13 protein-coding genes and 1 pseudogene are annotated in these 15,759 nt (G+C 44.0%); 7 read left to right on the plus strand and 7 right to left on the minus strand.

From position 1 onward, the window contains the following. Position 1 precedes the first annotated feature (1 nt). From norV to H5300_RS16025, 3 genes are all read right to left on the minus strand, one after another. Positions 2-1,507, minus strand: coding sequence for an anaerobic nitric oxide reductase flavorubredoxin (gene norV, locus H5300_RS16015; RefSeq protein WP_182796395.1), 1,506 nt, complete (start codon positions 1,505-1,507; stop codon positions 2-4). A gap of 350 nt (positions 1,508-1,857) precedes the next feature. Continuing rightward, on the minus strand, positions 1,858-2,514 hold the full coding sequence (locus tag H5300_RS16020) for an NAD(P)H-dependent oxidoreductase (RefSeq protein ID WP_017077057.1): 657 nt from the start codon (positions 2,512-2,514) through the stop codon (positions 1,858-1,860). 324 nt (positions 2,515-2,838) lie between these two features. Beyond that, positions 2,839-3,705, minus strand: a complete 867-nt coding sequence (locus tag H5300_RS16025) for a glycerol kinase (protein WP_182796396.1) — start codon at positions 3,703-3,705, stop codon at positions 2,839-2,841. Positions 3,706-4,275: 570 nt separating this feature from the next. On the opposite strand from H5300_RS16025, the gene H5300_RS16030 reads away from it, so the two are divergent. The 3 genes from H5300_RS16030 to H5300_RS16040 all read left to right on the plus strand — a co-directional run bounded on the left by H5300_RS16030 (position 4,276) and on the right by H5300_RS16040 (position 8,086). Beyond that, positions 4,276-6,168 (plus strand): PTS mannitol transporter subunit IICBA, encoded by a 1,893-nt coding sequence (locus tag H5300_RS16030; protein ID WP_102454051.1) that lies wholly within the window; start codon positions 4,276-4,278, stop codon positions 6,166-6,168. 182 nt (positions 6,169-6,350) lie between these two features. Beyond that, entirely contained in the window at positions 6,351-7,499 is a 1,149-nt protein-coding gene (locus H5300_RS16035) for a mannitol-1-phosphate 5-dehydrogenase (protein WP_017077054.1), read from the plus strand. Between the two features lie 50 nt (positions 7,500-7,549). Then, entirely contained in the window at positions 7,550-8,086 is a 537-nt protein-coding gene (locus tag H5300_RS16040; protein WP_220503512.1) for an MltR family transcriptional regulator, read from the plus strand. 230 nt (positions 8,087-8,316) lie between these two features. Here H5300_RS16040 and nagB read toward each other — a convergent pair whose 3' ends face one another. Next, a complete protein-coding gene (gene nagB, locus H5300_RS16045; protein WP_004732731.1) occupies positions 8,317-9,117 on the minus strand; it encodes a glucosamine-6-phosphate deaminase in 801 nt (266 codons plus the stop codon). Between the two features lie 604 nt (positions 9,118-9,721). Further along, a pseudogene (locus H5300_RS16050) lies at positions 9,722-10,075 on the minus strand (DUF413 domain-containing protein). A gap of 156 nt (positions 10,076-10,231) precedes the next feature. On the opposite strand from H5300_RS16050, the gene H5300_RS16055 reads away from it, so the two are divergent. Then, the gene (locus H5300_RS16055) at positions 10,232-11,122 is read left to right on the plus strand and encodes a LysR family transcriptional regulator (protein WP_004732733.1); all 891 of its coding nucleotides are present in this window, start codon (positions 10,232-10,234) and stop codon (positions 11,120-11,122) included. 214 nt (positions 11,123-11,336) lie between these two features. On the opposite strand, the gene H5300_RS16060 is transcribed toward H5300_RS16055, so the two are convergent. After that, on the minus strand, positions 11,337-11,540 hold the full coding sequence (locus tag H5300_RS16060; RefSeq protein ID WP_017082971.1) for a hypothetical protein: 204 nt from the start codon (positions 11,538-11,540) through the stop codon (positions 11,337-11,339). Between the two features lie 236 nt (positions 11,541-11,776). Here H5300_RS16060 and H5300_RS16065 point away from each other — a divergent pair, with 236 nt between their 5' ends. From H5300_RS16065 to H5300_RS16075, 3 genes are all read left to right on the plus strand, one after another. Further along, positions 11,777-13,153 (plus strand): AlkA N-terminal domain-containing protein, encoded by a 1,377-nt coding sequence (locus tag H5300_RS16065; RefSeq protein WP_182796398.1) that lies wholly within the window; start codon positions 11,777-11,779, stop codon positions 13,151-13,153. Positions 13,154-13,216: 63 nt separating this feature from the next. Further along, complete coding sequence (locus tag H5300_RS16070) at positions 13,217-13,699, plus strand: methylated-DNA--[protein]-cysteine S-methyltransferase (protein ID WP_182796399.1); 483 nt, start codon at positions 13,217-13,219, stop codon at positions 13,697-13,699. A 158-nt stretch (positions 13,700-13,857) separates the two neighbouring features. Further along, positions 13,858-14,244 carry a hypothetical protein gene (locus H5300_RS16075; RefSeq protein ID WP_061021198.1) on the plus strand — a complete coding sequence of 129 codons (387 nt, stop codon included), beginning with the start codon at positions 13,858-13,860 and terminating at the stop codon, positions 14,242-14,244. 14 nt (positions 14,245-14,258) lie between these two features. Here H5300_RS16075 and nhaD read toward each other — a convergent pair whose 3' ends face one another. Then, positions 14,259-15,698: a sodium:proton antiporter NhaD gene (gene nhaD / locus H5300_RS16080; protein ID WP_017077049.1), complete on the minus strand. Its 1,440-nt coding sequence runs from the start codon at positions 15,696-15,698 to the stop codon at positions 14,259-14,261. Positions 15,699-15,759 lie beyond the last annotated feature (61 nt).

Below are 15,759 nucleotides of genomic sequence, written 5' to 3' on the forward strand. Positions count from 1 at the left end.
GTTACTTCTCCACAAATACTTCTTTGCCTAAATGGCATTCTGGGCAAAGGAAGTCATCCGGCACTTGTGCCCAAGGTGTTCCTGGTTCAACGCCTTGGTAGGGTTCACCCAATTGAGGGTCGTACACCCATTCACACACTGTGCAGCGCCAGCAAGTACAGTCTGCAGTGTGTACTGACTTATCTTGAGCTACTTCTGTTTCCTGCTCTGTCGTGTCTTTGAGCTCGGCAGTGGTGTTTGCCGGTGCTGGTGTGGCTTCAAGCGGTGTAACATTGCGTGATACTTGCTTTGGTGCGCTGACTTCGTCTGGATTTACACGCCAAACTTCAGCAAGTGTCATTCCGTAATCAATACATTGGCGAAGTGCGTCTGTATCTGGTTTCCAGTGAATATGCTGAGGTGCGCTCACTTCGAAGTTGGCTTCACGTAAGCGAGCGTCGATGCGTTTTACCGCACCGCCAGTCCACCCTGAAGAACCAAATGCTGCGGCTCTTTTTTCTGCAAAGCGCAGGCCGTGTACTTCTTCAAGTAGCGCGGCGATTTGCGGCATCATCACATTGTTCATGGTCGATGATCCAACAAGCACGCCCTTTGAACGGAAGATATTGGCAAGGATGTCATTCTTATCGTGCTTAGAGATATTGAAGACCTTGATGGCTGTTTCTGGGCTGCCTTTACGGATACCTTTTGCGATTGCGTCAGCCATCATACGAGTGTTATTGGACATGGTGTCGTAGACAATGATGATACGATCTTCTTTGTAGGCTTTAGACCACTCGTAATATTGCTCAACAATTTGCGTCGCGTTGTCACGCCAAATACAGCCATGAGAAGTCGCAATCACATCGATTGGCACGCCTAAACTCAGGACTTCTTCTATCTTCGCTTTCACCAAAGGCGCGAAAGGCGTCAGGATGTTCGAGAAGTAACGCAGACATTGGTCATGCAGCTCTACTTGGTCTAGTTGGTCATTGAATAGGTTCTCGTCGCAGTAGTGTTGGCCGAAAGCATCGTTACTAAACAGGATTTCATCACCAGTGAGGTATGTTGCCATTGAGTCTGGCCAGTGCAGCATTTTCATCTCTACGAAGATCAGTTGTTTTCCGTTACCGACGTCAAGAGTGTCACCGGTTTTGACGGTTCTGAAGTTCCAGTCTGGTTGGTGGTGGTGACCAACGATGGAGTTCACTCCCGCTTCCGTACAGTAAACAGGCGTGTTCGGAATTTTAGCCAGTAGCGCAGAGAGGGCGCCTGAGTGATCTTCTTCTGCATGCTGACAAATGATGTAGTCGATCTCGTTGATATCGATTTCCATCTCTAGGTTTGCAAGGAATTGTTCAGTAAAGCGATGATCGACAGTATCGACAAGCACTGTCTTCTCTTCACGGATCAGGTACGAGTTATAGCTGGTACCTTTGTTCATGTGGTATTCCTTACCGTGGAAGTGCTCGGTTTCCCAATCGTGGACGCCGACCCAATGAACATTTGATTTAACGTGAATAGTCATAATGATAATACCTTATTTAAATATCTAAGGCTCTCATTGCACTAGTTGTGCCATGTTTTTAAGTATTTGTTTTTATGGTGTTTGTTTGGTTTTTGAACGCCATGATGTGTCTTTATGACATTGTGGTTTATGTAATCAAAATAGACTTAGTGTGTCTTTATGACTAAGTGGTTGATGGTTGATGGTTGATGGTTAATAGTTGGTAATTGCTTGGATAAATAACAGATACAAAAAAGGCCAGACGGGAGTCTGGCCAAATAAGGCAGTGTGATTTAACTGTTAAAGTTATTAGCTTTATTAAAATTAACTAGACCTATTAGTGCTTTGAAGCCACTAATAAATACGAGCTATTAAAGCGTAGTAACCACTTCATCAAGCGCTAGACGCGCTTTTGGTTTACCGTGGTTGTAGTCTTCGCCGTCTTTGTGGAAGCCGATAGCCAGTGCTACATCAACAACGTGACCTTCCAGTTCGTCAGCAAACTCTTCGCCGATCATAGCGGCATCTACGCCTTCCATTGGTGTTGATGCAATACCAAGACGAGCCAGTGTGTGCATTGTGTTACCTAGTGCGATGTACACTTGAGACTTAGTCCAGTTACCGTTGAAACCCGTTTCGTCTGTGTTCATTTCTGCGAATGCGTAAGCACCTAAGAATTGCTCGTACATTTCAGCAGGTAGGTGACCAGAACTTACTTCTGTATCAGCACGCTTCGCGAATTTCTCTTTAGTGTATTTAGGATCGTGAGCAAACAGGATCGTGTGTGACGCTTCTTTCGCATGTGGTTGGTTAAACTGGAACATGTTCTCGAAAGTATTGTGGAAACGTTGTTTTGCTGCGTCGCTCTCAATGATGATGAATTTCCAAGGCTGAGAGTTGATAGAAGAAGCTGATAAACGAAGTGCTTCTTTGATTACTTCCATGTCTTCCGCAGAGATGCGTTTGTCGGCATCGTATTTTTTAGCTGTGTAACGAGTGTTTAGATCAGTAATGATTGGATGAGTCATGTTGAATCCTAATATCTATCAATAATAAATGTTGTAGGGTTTTATGTTCGGTAACGTCAACAATAAACGGATAACGCATTTAGGCAGTATCTCTATCAAAATCGTTGCTAGAACCGTCAATTTCTAAAAGACCTAGTGCTTAAATGGCTATCGAACATGTCCCCATAAATCGAGTATCTGCGGTAGCTCAAGTCGATGGGTGTAAGATAATAGAAGAATGGCTTGGGAAAAATAGCGAACACATCAAATCACTATGGTTGGTAATGTCCATAATGATTTAATTAGTGTGATCTGGATGTGTGTTGGTTTTCGAAAATCAGCCAGTTAGTACGCTTTTATTCCATATTGGCGTAATAAAGAGGGAAGTACGCTGTCGAGGTTTGGGATATCTTCAGGGTTAAGTTCAATCAAGCTAAAACCGTGCTCTTGGTAAATTTTCTTGGTCGCATTTCGTTTGTCTTCTTCTATAGGGCATGAATCTGTTCCCCAGAACTGAATGTATACCTTGCCGCTTGGCAGGTAGAAATCGCTCATTACTTCTTTTGATATCGGGAGCGGACGCTCGTACGCATGAACCACTCCTGCCATATAAAGCCAGTTATCGATGATCAGCTCTCCCTTTGAACGAACATAATGCCCATCTAGGCTTCGGTGCTTCGCTTTAAATTTTTGACGAAAACTGGAAAATGACACATCAGTAGAGTGGCTTTCAGCATCATGCCCTAGGAATTCGACAACAGACTGCTTCAAACGTTTGTTTCGAACCAACGAGTCGTGCCAAACCACAAATAAGTTTTGAGTGGCTTTGTCTTCCCTTTGTTCACCACCGGCTTTTAAGCCTGTAGAGGTGACATGCCAGCCGTCGTCTTCTTTTGTTATCCAGCCAAGCTCATTGAGCAATAAGTTGATTTTCTTTGCGCTGAGTTGAAAGGCACCGCCGAGCTGAGTGGCGGTCAATGTGTTTCCTGAGAATGAATCCAAATCGATAAGCAGTTTCTCTGGCCAGACAATAAAGACACCGAACTTCTTATGTTCGACATATTCCCCACCAAAGCTTTCCCCTCGTTCTGTAAGAACCCAGCGCTCTTGTGAGCGCACGATATAACCCGCTGTTTTTAGATCGCTAAATAAAGTTTTAGCTTCTATGCCTTTTTGTTTAGCGAGTGCGGATGTGGAAATTTTGTCTGACATAGTCTTTTCTCAAATAGCAGAGTGATCCGCTGATGGGTTTTGGAGAGATACATGATGTGATAGCACTGGTGAATACCATATCACATCTACTAATGCCAACTGCAGCTCACTGGTCTATGTTTTTAGTAGAAAGTCATGTCTGGTTTTGATTTTGTGGGAAATGTGGTTCTTTTTGTAATTAAATTACACAACTAGCGATTTTGCTCATCTGGGTGCATATTTTATATACGTGACACGATGTTCTTTTATACGGTTTATATAGACCTTAGATGCTGTATTTTATTAAGTGTGATTTGAATCACTATTTATTTTTAAGTATTACAAAATAAAGTGTGACCTAGATCTTGTGTTAATGATATTTATTCTCATCAATTTGGCTTTGTAATTTAAATTCATGGTGTTTTTGTGATCTAAAGTGCTCTTGTTAACCCTAAAGTGTTTTTTGAGTGTGATGTTTGTCACGAAAGTTGGGCTAAGGTGCATTTTGGAAATGTTGTGATACATTTTAATCGACTTTTGAGTACACACTTTCGGTCATTTGACCAACCAATACATTACGGGGTTCTACCTATGTTATCACCAGAAGCAAAGATTAAGGTTCAAAACTTTGGTCGTTTCTTATCCAATATGGTAATGCCAAACATCGGCGCATTTATTGCGTGGGGTTTCATTACTGCACTATTCATCCCAACCGGTTGGTGGCCTAACGAAACGTTAGCATCAATGGTTGGCCCTATGATTACATACCTACTGCCACTATTGATTGGTTACACCGGTGGTAAAATGGTTGGTGGTGACCGCGGTGCGGTAGTGGGTGCCATCACGACAATGGGTGTTATCGTTGGTACTGATATCCCAATGTTCATGGGTGCAATGATTGTGGGTCCACTAGGTGGTATCGCAATTAAGAAATTCGATGAAGCTGTTCACGGTAAAGTGAAGAGTGGTTTCGAAATGCTAGTGAATAACTTCTCTGCGGGTATCATCGGCATGATCTGTGCGATCATCGCGTTCATCGTGATTGGTCCTGCGGTTAAGATTCTATCTGGCGGACTTGCTGCTGGCGTAAACGCAATGGTAGAAGCAGGTGCATTACCTCTAGCATCTATTTTTGTTGAACCTGCGAAAATTCTATTCCTAAATAACGCAATCAACCACGGTATCTTCTCTCCACTAGGTATCCAGCAATCTGAAGAGATTGGTCGCTCAATCTTCTTCCTAATCGAAGCTAACCCAGGTCCGGGTCTTGGTCTTCTACTTGCTTACATGGTGTTTGGTAAAGGTAGCGCGAAGCAGTCTGCTGCTGGTGCATCTATCATCCATTTCCTAGGTGGTATCCACGAAATTTACTTCCCTTACGTTCTAATGAACCCACGTCTAATCCTTGCTGTAATTGCAGGTGGCATGGCGGGTGTATTCACTAACGTAGTGTTCGATTCTGGCCTTATCTCTCCAGCATCACCAGGTTCTATCTTCGCTATCTTGTTGATGACACCTAAAGGCTCTTACATCGGTGTTGTACTTTCTGTAATCGCTGCAACGGCTGTGTCTTTCATCGTAGCTTCAATCCTACTTAAGACTTCAGCTCAAGGTGATGACGAAGACTCACTAGAAAAAGCGTCTGCACAGATGAAAGACATGAAAGCGTCTTCTAAAGGTGCAGCATCAGGCGCTGATGTAAACCTAGCGGATGTTAAAGCTGTTTATGTAGCGTGTGATGCGGGTATGGGTTCAAGTGCAATGGGTGCTGGTCTACTTCGTAAAAAAGTAGCAACAGCTGGCCTAGACATTGAAGTGACCAACTACGCAATCAACAACCTACCGGCTGATTCGCAAATCGTTATTACGCATAAAGACCTAACAGACCGTGCTCGTAGCACTGTGCCAGGTGCGATGCATATGTCTCTAAGCAACTTCCTAGACGGCGGCGTATACGACCAACTAGTTGCTGAGCTTGTCGATGCTCAAAGTGGTGAAGCGAAAGTAGAAGCTCCGGCGCCTGCTGCAGCTGCAGCACAAGAAGGCAACAAGCTTGCACTTACTGACGACAGCATCTTCCTTGGCCTAAAAGCGACTCAGAAAGAAGACGCAATCAAGTTTGCTGGCGAACAATTAGTAAAACTTGGCAACGTATCACCGGAATACGTAGACGGCATGTTTGCTCGTGAAGAGCTTGTCTCTACTTACCTAGGTGAGTCTATCGCTGTGCCACACGGCACAATCGAAGCGAAACAATATGTACAAAAAACCGGCATTGTTTTCTGTCAGTACCCTGAAGGTATTCAGTGGGGCGAAGATGAAGATGATATCGCGAAGATGGTTATCGGTATTGCCGCACAAGGCGATGAGCACAACATGGTGCTGATGGCTATTACCAATTCACTCGATGATGAAGAAGCTGTGGAATGCTTACAGAACACAACAAACCCTGCTGATGTTCTACGTATTCTCAACGGAAACTAAAAAGCTCTAGTCAAGCTCCTGAGTGAAGGAGGCCAGTATCCCCCTACTGGCCTCATTTCGGTCTTAATCTTTCTTACAAGATTCAGTCTGAATAGCTTACTGCTTAATGCCTAGGGCACGTCGTCAAGGCATGTTGTTGAGCCGTTAGCTATCTAGATTCAAATATTTATAAGGTCAAAATTATGAAAGCGTTACATTTTGGTGCAGGTAATATCGGTCGTGGTTTCATTGGTAAGCTTCTTTCTGATGCAGGTATGAAGGTTACGTTTGCTGACGTAAATGAAACGGTTGTAAATGCGTTAATTGAACGCCAAGAATACCCAGTTAAGATTGTTGGCGAAGAGTGTGTTGTAGAAGTGGTTAAGAACGTGACAGCAGTAAACTCAGCGACAAGCGCTGTAGTAGATTGCATCGCTGAGTCTGATCTTGTGACGACAGCGGTAGGACCTACAGTTCTAAAAATCATCTCTAAGTCTATTGCTCAAGGCATTGAAAAGCGTGCAGCAGCAAACAACACGGCACCAATGAACATTATCGCGGCAGAGAACATGGTTCGCGGTACTAGCCAATTAAAAGCAGCAGTGTTAGAGCACCTTTCTGATGAAATGAAAGCCTTCACTGAAGAGCACATTGGCTTTGTTGATTCAGCGGTCGACCGTATTGTGCCACCGGCAGAAGCGGGCGAAACGGACCCTCTAGCCGTAACCGTTGAAACGTTCAGCGAGTGGATCGTAGATCAAACACAATTTAAGGGTGAGATTCCAAACATCCCAGGTATGGAATGCACTGACAACCTAATGGCTTTCGTTGAACGTAAATTGTTCACGCTAAATACGGGTCACTTGGTAACGGCATACCTTGGTGTACTTGCGGGTCACGAGACAATTAAAGACTCTATCGAAGATGACGTAATCCGAGCTGAAGTAACAGCAACGATGGAAGAGAGTGGTGCGGTTCTGATTAAGCGTTACGGCTTCGATCCAGAAGCTCACGCTGCCTACATCCAAAAGATTCTTGGTCGTTTTGCTAACCCGTTCCTACGTGATGAAGTAGACCGTGTTGGTCGTCAGCCAATTCGTAAACTGAGCCCACAAGACCGCCTAGTTAAGCCTCTGAATGGCACATTAGAGTACGGCCTACCGAATGTTCACTTAGTAAAAGCAATCGCAGCTGCGTTCCATTACAAGAATGAAGACGACCCACAAGCGGTTGAACTTCAAGCAATGTTCGCAGAAAAAGGGTTTGCTGAGACATTAGCGCATTATTCTGAGCTGAATAGTGACTCAGAAGTTGTTAAACTAGCGGAAGAAGCTTATCTAGCATTGAAATGATAAACCATCAAAGTGCCACACCAGTGGCACTTTCTTATTGTCGAGCCGTTATGCCAATACAAACTAGCCACGAAACTGAATTACTCGAAGCCCTATCTGAAGCTGAGAGCGCTAGCGCCTGTCTAATGGCGGCTTACGATGCATTGGACGACACGGTAGATGCGGTATTAAAAAACATTTTCAAGAAAGACGACACGGCAATTAAATTTGTTGTTGAACCACTTCTCAACAGTGGCGGTCCGTTGGGCGAGATTATGATCCGCGCTAAGCTGCTATTAGGGCTTGGTGTGATCAGTAAAGAGCTCTACGATGATTTAGAGATTTTCGTTACCTTGAAAGAGTGGGCGAAAATACAAGGTGAAGACACCAGCTTCACAGAAGTCGACGTGATATTTGAGCTCAACAAGGTGCAGGCGATTCAACGCATAATGCCTATCGAATATGACTCGGAGATGGTGGAAACCATGTCGGGCCCAATGCTTCAAATGTTCTTGGGTCGACACAATCAGAAAGTGAAGTCGACGATCATATTGGCTATCACTGACATTATCACGACCTTATGCCGAGATAACGCACTGAGTTCTTAGTTCTAGTTTGCAGTCCTGCTTATCTTGTTTCACATCCTACATATCTTGTAGCTGTTCGTTCGTTTCAATCCAAAGCTTAAAATGATGGCGGTTTCTCTCGTTGGGGAAATCGCTTTGTTGTTTTTGTGTCTATCAAAAACTCTCGACACTTTCCCCCCGCTTATCAAATACAAAAGTAGCAGATACAAAAAAAGCCACACTCAGTGGCTTTTTCTATTCAAGACAATCGATTATAGGTCTTGGATGTTCTCAGCTTCTAGCTCTTGGAAGTAGCGTAGAGTCTTAACTTTTAGCTCTTGTTGAGCTGGCTCATCAGCAACGATGATAGCTTTACGGTGCATCTGTAGAGCGGTAACAGTCCACATGTGGTTTACAGAACCTTCGATAGCCATTTGAAGCGCTTGCGCTTTGTTGTGGCCTAGAGAAAGGATCATTACTTCTTCAGAATCTAGAAGAGTAGCAACACCGATAGTTAGTGCGTATTTAGGAACTTGGTTGATGTCGCCATCGAAGAAACGAGAGTTCGCGATACGAGTGTCTTCAGTCAACGTTTTGATACGAGTGCGTGAAGATAGAGAAGAACCTGGCTCATTGAATGCGATGTGACCGTCGATGCCTACGCCGCCCATGAACAGGTTGATTTTGCCGTATGAACGGATTTTCTCTTCGTATGCTGCACAGTGAGCATCGATGTCTTCAGCTTTGCCATCTAGCAGGTTGATGTTTTCTGCTTGGATATCAACGTGGTTGAAGAAGTTCTCGTGCATGAATGTGCGGTAAGACTCTGGGTGGTTAGGGTCGATACCAACGTACTCATCCATGTTGAATGTTACAACGTGCTTGAAGCTTACTTCGCCAGCTTTGTGTAGCTCAATTAGCGCAGCGTAAGTAGTTAGAGGTGTGCTACCAGTAGGAAGACCTAGTACAAATGGACGCTCAGCAGTAGGAGCGAATTTGTTGATAGAATCTGCGATGTGACGAGCAGCCCATTTACCTACTTTAGCTTTGTTGCTTAATGGAATAAGTCTCATTGATTTTGCCCCTAGAAATAAAATTTTATAGTGTTCTGAAACATTAATTCGCATTATAAAATAAGTTATTAAATTCCGCTATTGTTTTAGGTCAAGTTTTTACTTTTTTAATGGTATCTGTGACTAGAACTCTCAAAATTGCACATTTTTTGTATGGATATTTGGTGTCGTTAAACAAGATTAATACGTTTGTCATATATCGTCACGTCAATCCAATACAGTCGCTGAAGACATCAATCCTACCCTGAAAATTGCGTTAGCTTATTCGAGTCTAGGTCAGTCGTGATAACGAGGTATTTATCACAATAGAGCGATGTTTAGGTTAGGAGGTTCTGGTCTCGTGATTACGGATAAATGAGTATAGCTGAAAGGAAAGGTGATGAAGGGGGCTTAAGCCTATGATGATAAGTGGAGCGGAATTAGTGAATAAGTACAGTGTAAGATAATTATATTTTAGTCACGATTAGCCATTCTATCATCATGAATTTTATATACATATTGGTAAAAAGGTGTACTTTAGCTAGACTTATAACTTACGACGTAAAAGTGTATTTGAAGCAAAAAAAAAGCCCAAAGCGATGATGTATCACTTTGAGCTATTTTACTAATCTTCTAACACTAACTCTCTGTCGTATTCTTCCCTAGGCACTTCACCGCGTTTGCAGCCGTTTAGGGTATGAAAGCGACGGCGTCCACGAGCCAGTTGAATGTACTTCAACCAAACACGGTCTAACTTGGACTTAGCCTTATGAGGGTGAGCCAATACTTTGATGAAATGTCTTTCTTCAGCATTGGTCGGTGTTAGTTCACCAGTCTCAAGTGCAAGCATAGTGTCACCAAACAAGGTTAGGATTTCTTCTTCTGAAAGAGTAAAATCACCTGACTTAGCGAACCCTCATGGGAATTTAATGGTGTCATAAAAACGTTTTTTTCCGTGTCGGAATTCGGTCTCAGACATATCAGCCTCAGTAATGTGGTTAGATAGAAATTAGTGTTTATTGCTCACGCGAAAATATTGTTAAAAGGCTAAAATAGGAAACAAAACGTTTTTGCCTTTACGATAAACAATCCTAGATCGGCTAGTTAGCAGATTTATTACAGAGATGTATTTTTGATGGATGTGAAAGTATTTAGAACCTTTCTTGAGGTTGCAAGGGTGCGCCACTTTGGGCGCGCAGCTGAAAACTTGTATTTAACACAAGCAGCGGTGAGTGCGCGGATCAAACAGCTTGAAGGCTATTTTGATACTCAGCTCTTCATTCGTGACCGCAATAACATCAAGCTTACCTCTTCCGGTGAGCGTTTGATTGGTTATGCTGAAGTGATGGTATCCACCTTACAACAAGCTAAGTTTGAGCTGTCGTTAGAGAGTGGAAAAGCCTTGCAGTTAACACTAGGTGGCACTCCGAATATTTGGGATGCGTATCTGCAAAACTGTTTAAGCGTAGTGACCGATTCTTTTGGTGGTTATGGCTTCATGGCTGAGGTGATGGGGCGCGAGCAACTGAACCGTAATTTGCTAGAGCGAACCTTAGATATGGCTTTCGCCTTCGATCAAATTAAAGCGGAAGAGCTAAACTGTAAAAAAGTCGCTGATTTGGTTTTGGTGTTGGTATCAACGCAGCAAGATGATCTGGAATCTGTGTTCCAACATAAGTATGTGTATGTCGATTGGGGAACGCGCTTCGGTTCAGAACACGCAGAACGTCACCCTAAAGTTCCAGCTCCGTATTTACGTACCTCTACGGCTCGTATTGCCCTCGATTTCATTTTAGAGAAAGGTGGCAGTGCGTATTTACCTGTTTCTATGGTTGAACCTTTTATCGACTCAGGTCAGCTGCATAAGGTGAAAGGTGTTGAAGATTGGTATCGCCCAATTTATCTCAGCTACCGCAAAAGCAGCACCTCGGTTGATGCGATCATGCAGGTCGAGAAGTTGGTTAACGAAATTGATCCATCGACCGCTTATACGTTGCAACAAGCCGCTGAACAAGCACCAGAGTAGCGGCATTCGCGGTAAGCAACGGCTTTGTTGATTAGATTCAATAAAAAATGGCTCCTAACTAATTGTATAGTTGGGAGCCATTTTTGTTTTAAACCAGAGATGATTTTCTTTTCCAAATCAGAGATAACCCTAACTCGGATAAAACCGTTTAAGCCTGGTATGCGTAACCTTTTTTAAAAGCCCTATCACTTCAAAGCACTATTCTTCGAAAATTCTAGAGATTCATTAGATTCTCAATAGACTCTTCAAGAGAGTGTGACAGGTATGAATGGATTTGATTGCCATCCGTTGCGTCAATCTCAATTTTAGAAATCCCCTTACTCGCTTCTTCTTCAAGAAAGCTGAGAGACTGCTCGACTGATTGACTGGTGAGAACCTGTTGGTTTGATAAAACAATACGACACGTGTGAAGAACCATAGCCTTTTCCTTTTTATATTCGACAGGTCTCTGCATCTTAGTGTGCTAAGTACCTATCGTTGACGTTGTGAGAAGAGTTTCTTCTCAAGGTTAAATTTAGTCGAATTGCGTAAAAAGAAAACCCTTTTTTGTGATTTATCTAACCTTCAGTTCCGAAAGTGGCTAGCGACAATGACAGTTCACGGTAAACTTTTAGGTATCGGAGTAAAAGTTATGGCAAATAGGAAGAGCACAGCATGTCGAGAAATATTCATCACAACAGTACGTTAACGAGTGAGCAGTGCCATTTAGCTCGTTATGCACGAGATGCTCGTTTTGATGGGATGTTTTTTACTGCGGTGAAAACGACGGGCATTTTTTGTCGACCTATTTGCCCGGCAAGCCCACCCAAAGAAGAAAATGTTGAATACTTTTCTCATCAAGCTCAGGCTTTGAAAGCGGGTTATCGGCCCTGTTTACGTTGTCGCCCAGACAGCGCACCTTTTTCTCCTGCGTGGAAAGGGGTTGAAACTACCTTTCTGCGAGCTATGCAATTAATCGACAACGGCGCGCTGAATTCGGGGTCGATTGTCGACCTTGCGACCCGACTAGGCATCTCAGATCGTTATTTACGAACCTTGTTCGACAATTATATCGGGGTGTCGCCGAAGCAATATAGCCTTTATAGCCAATTGATGTTTGCCAAGCAGTTGTTGCACACCAGTAGCATGAGCATTACCGATGTTGGCTTTGCGAGTGGTTTTAATAGCACGCGTCGTTTCAATGATGCCTTTCTAAAAGAGCTGCAGCTCTCGCCAAGCCAAATCCGACGAACAAAGCTAAGTGAAAACCTGAGCAATCATATTCAGCTTGGTTTTCATGGGCCTTTAGATTGGAACCACTTGTTGGGTTTTTATCGACGAAGAATGATTGAGGGCTTAGAAGACGTTGGCGAAGACTATTACAAGCGCACAGTGAATGTTAATGGGTCAAAGGGTTGGTTCAAGGCCACCTTGGCCAAAGAGAACCGCTTAGATATTGAATTTGAGTTGGAAGATATAAGCCAGTTAAGAAGCTTGATTGCTAACATTCGACGCATGTTCGACCTTGATGTTGATATTGCCAAGGTTGAGGCCTTCTTTACAACCATTGACCCCAACTTAGTGGCTAAGAGTGGCATCCGCATTCCTGGCGTGTGGAGTGCTTGGGAAGCCGGAGTAAGAGCGATTCTCGGACAGCAAGTTTCGGTAACCGCGGCGATTGGGCAGCTTAACTTATTGGTGAAAGAGCTTTCTGATGAACATGAGAATGTTTGCTTCCCAACACCGAAACAGATAGCGGAGGCTGATGTCAGCTTCTTAAGAATGCCGGGAAGCCGTAAAGAGACCTTAAAGCGTTTTGCCGAATACATGGTCGACAATGAAGCTGAGCACCCTTCTAAGTGGATTGAGCTAAAGGGCATTGGGCCTTGGACGATTCAATACGCACTGCTTCGTGGGTTAAGCGAACCTAACCACCTGTTGGTTGGTGATTTGGTGGTGAAGAAGTTCATTGAGCATCGACCTGCCATTAATGCAGAGAGTGTTTCGCCTTGGGGAAGTTACGCCACGTTCCATTGTTGGAATCAGTCTTAATAGAAAGAGCACCCACAAACATATGCAATCACAAACATATGCAATAGCAGGCTAGGAGATATTATGGCTAACCGATTTACTTATTATGAGAGCCCATTGGGCACCGTGACTTTACAGGCGAACGATGAAGGGCTGCTCGGCCTTTGGTTTGAAACATACACCACCAAGCCAGAACAGTTAGGCGTTCAAGATGATGGCTTTCCGATCTTTGAATTGGTCGCCGATCAGCTCAATCGTTATTTTGCTGGTGAATCAATCCAGTTTTCTGTGCCGATCGCCGCAAAAGGCACTCCGTTTCAGCAGTCGGTTTGGCAGGCTCTTACTACCATTCCTTATGGAGAAACATGGAGCTATGCACAATTGGCCGACGCGATTGGTAACCCCAAAGCGGTGCGAGCCGTGGGTTTAGAGAATGGAAAAAATCCGGTGTCAGTGATTGTGCCGTGTCACCGTGTTATTGGTAAAAATGGCAAGCTGACCGGGTATGCGGGTGGTGTAGAACGTAAACAGCGCTTATTGGTGATTGAGGGAAGAGAAGAAGATTAAAGAGTCTTTTTCGGAATGTTTGTTGAAAATTGCGTATCAATTATTGGTGAACGTTAAGGGTTCTTAAAGTGTGACTTTGCAATAAAACTGCCACTTGCTGGAAAATACTTATTTGGTTGCATATCCTTTAACCATGTTCTCTAGGCAAGGATGCCCAAATGAATAGCCATCATTCACTTATACTCTGCTGCAGTAGCGCACTATTGCTGACGGGCTGTTTAACCGACACCACTCGACCCTTCGAAGTACCACAACTTGCTCTGTTCAAAGGTATGTATGAGAACGCAGATAATGACAGCTATCTACTTTTTGAATCCGGGCAAGTGACTTATCAAACAACGGATAATTCCATTACTCGAACCTATCGTGTTGATGATGACTTGATCACCATTGAATTTAATTCTGGAAGCAGTCGAACTGACTCTAGACTAGTGATGCGCATTCAACAACAGGGCGAGATGCTAACTTGCAACCAATGCCCAGCGATACAATTGAGTAACGTCTGGACACTTATTGAGAAGCCTTTGAAAGACAGTTCGAATTAGAAAAGATCTCCGAATTAAAAAAGATCGCCATTCAGCCATAGGTGAGCGGCGATACTGACGGCATAGCCAATCATGATCACTGGCATCCATTTTAAGTGTCCAAAGAAGGTGTATTTTCCATGCGCCGCCCCCATCAATGCCACACCTGCTGCACTGCCTATAGATAGCAAGCTACCACCGACGCCCGCGGTTAAGGTGATCAGTAGCCAGTTGCCCATCGACATTTGGGGTTCCATGGATAACACGGCAAACATCACTGGAATGTTATCGACAATAGCCGATAAGATTCCCACCATGACGTTGGCCCAAATTGGATCCCATTGGCTATACATCACGCCCGAGGCTAATTCCAAGTATCCAAGTAAACTCAAGCCACCGACACACATTACGACGCCGTAGAAGAACAGCAACGTGTCCCATTCGGCATGCGAAACTCTTCGAAATACATCGAATGGCACAACAGAACCGAGTCGTTTCAGGGCGCCTTCATCGTTATTGGCGATCGCCACCGCTTTTTTCTTCGCGAGTGAGTTGGGTAAAGTCTTACGTAAGTAATAACCAAAGAACTGCAGGTAGGCGAGCCCCATCATCATCCCCATCACAGGAGGGAAGTGGAGTACGGCATGGAAAGCAACTGCGGTCGCTATTGTCATGATGAACAAGAATACGATTCGTCTTGCACCACGTTTTAATTCAACGTGTTGATGAACTGTGTCGGGCTGAGTCGTGGGTACAAAATAAGACATGATCAACGCAGGGACTAGGTAATTCATCACCGAAGGGATAAACAAAGGAATGAACTCACTAAAACTCACATAACCAGCCTGCCATACCATGAGCGTTGTGATGTCGCCGAATGGACTGAACGCGCCGCCAGCATTGGCGGCTATCACGATATTCACACAAGCTAGGTTAACGAATTTAGGATTAGAGCCAGCAACCTTGAGAACAACGGCGCACATCAATAGAGCTGTCGTGAGGTTGTCGGCAATAGGCGAGATAAAGAAGGCCAGAATACCGGTTATCCAGAACAGAGAGCGGAAATTAAAGCCTTTGCCTACCATCCACGCTTGCAGCGCATCAAACAGTCTTCTCTCTTCCATAGCACTAATGTATGTCATGGCGACGAGCAGAAAGAGTAATAGCTCGGCGTATTCCAGAAGGTTATGCTCGAGCGCTTGTTTGGCGACTTCAACAAGGTTGTGTTCTTGGTAGGTAAAACCAATGATTATCCAGATCAGGCCCGCTGCAAGTAGAACCGGCTTGGATTTTCGGAGTTTTAGGTATTCTTCCATCATCACCACGATGTAGGCGACAACGAAAATAGTCAGCGATAGGTAGCCAGCAAATGAACTGGTTAGCTTAAGTGGCTCTCCCAACTGAGAAGTGGCAGCGCCTGCTACCGTAGAAAAAAATAATAAAGAGAGAACAGCAGAAAGCTGGATACCTAACATGGATTACGCTCCGAAGTTAATAAGTTATTAACACGGGTAAAAGCGTAGACCTAAATAACTA

The organism is Vibrio sp. SG41-7 (assembly GCF_014164465.1).
GTDB classification, from domain to species: Bacteria; Pseudomonadota; Gammaproteobacteria; order Enterobacterales; family Vibrionaceae; genus Vibrio; species Vibrio splendidus.

What these genes read in the sequence shown, in the direction of transcription:
- H5300_RS16020 (WP_017077057.1), bottom strand. Translation starts at nt 2,514, where the DNA reads ATGACTCATCCAATCATTACTGATCTAAACACTCGTTACACAGCTAAA.
- H5300_RS16070 (WP_182796399.1), top strand. Translation starts at nt 13,217, where the DNA reads ATGGCTAACCGATTTACTTATTATGAGAGCCCATTGGGCACCGTGACT.
- H5300_RS16060 (WP_017082971.1), bottom strand. Translation starts at nt 11,540, where the DNA reads ATGGTTCTTCACACGTGTCGTATTGTTTTATCAAACCAACAGGTTCTC.
- H5300_RS16040 (WP_220503512.1), top strand. Translation starts at nt 7,550, where the DNA reads ATGCCAATACAAACTAGCCACGAAACTGAATTACTCGAAGCCCTATCT.
- H5300_RS16025 (WP_182796396.1), bottom strand. Translation starts at nt 3,705, where the DNA reads ATGTCAGACAAAATTTCCACATCCGCACTCGCTAAACAAAAAGGCATA.
- nhaD (WP_017077049.1), bottom strand. Translation starts at nt 15,698, where the DNA reads ATGTTAGGTATCCAGCTTTCTGCTGTTCTCTCTTTATTATTTTTTTCT.
- H5300_RS16065 (WP_182796398.1), top strand. Translation starts at nt 11,777, where the DNA reads ATGTCGAGAAATATTCATCACAACAGTACGTTAACGAGTGAGCAGTGC.
- nagB (WP_004732731.1), bottom strand. Translation starts at nt 9,117, where the DNA reads ATGAGACTTATTCCATTAAGCAACAAAGCTAAAGTAGGTAAATGGGCT.
- H5300_RS16055 (WP_004732733.1), top strand. Translation starts at nt 10,232, where the DNA reads ATGGATGTGAAAGTATTTAGAACCTTTCTTGAGGTTGCAAGGGTGCGC.
- H5300_RS16075 (WP_061021198.1), top strand. Translation starts at nt 13,858, where the DNA reads ATGAATAGCCATCATTCACTTATACTCTGCTGCAGTAGCGCACTATTG.
- norV (WP_182796395.1), bottom strand. Translation starts at nt 1,507, where the DNA reads ATGACTATTCACGTTAAATCAAATGTTCATTGGGTCGGCGTCCACGAT.
- H5300_RS16030 (WP_102454051.1), top strand. Translation starts at nt 4,276, where the DNA reads ATGTTATCACCAGAAGCAAAGATTAAGGTTCAAAACTTTGGTCGTTTC.
- H5300_RS16035 (WP_017077054.1), top strand. Translation starts at nt 6,351, where the DNA reads ATGAAAGCGTTACATTTTGGTGCAGGTAATATCGGTCGTGGTTTCATT.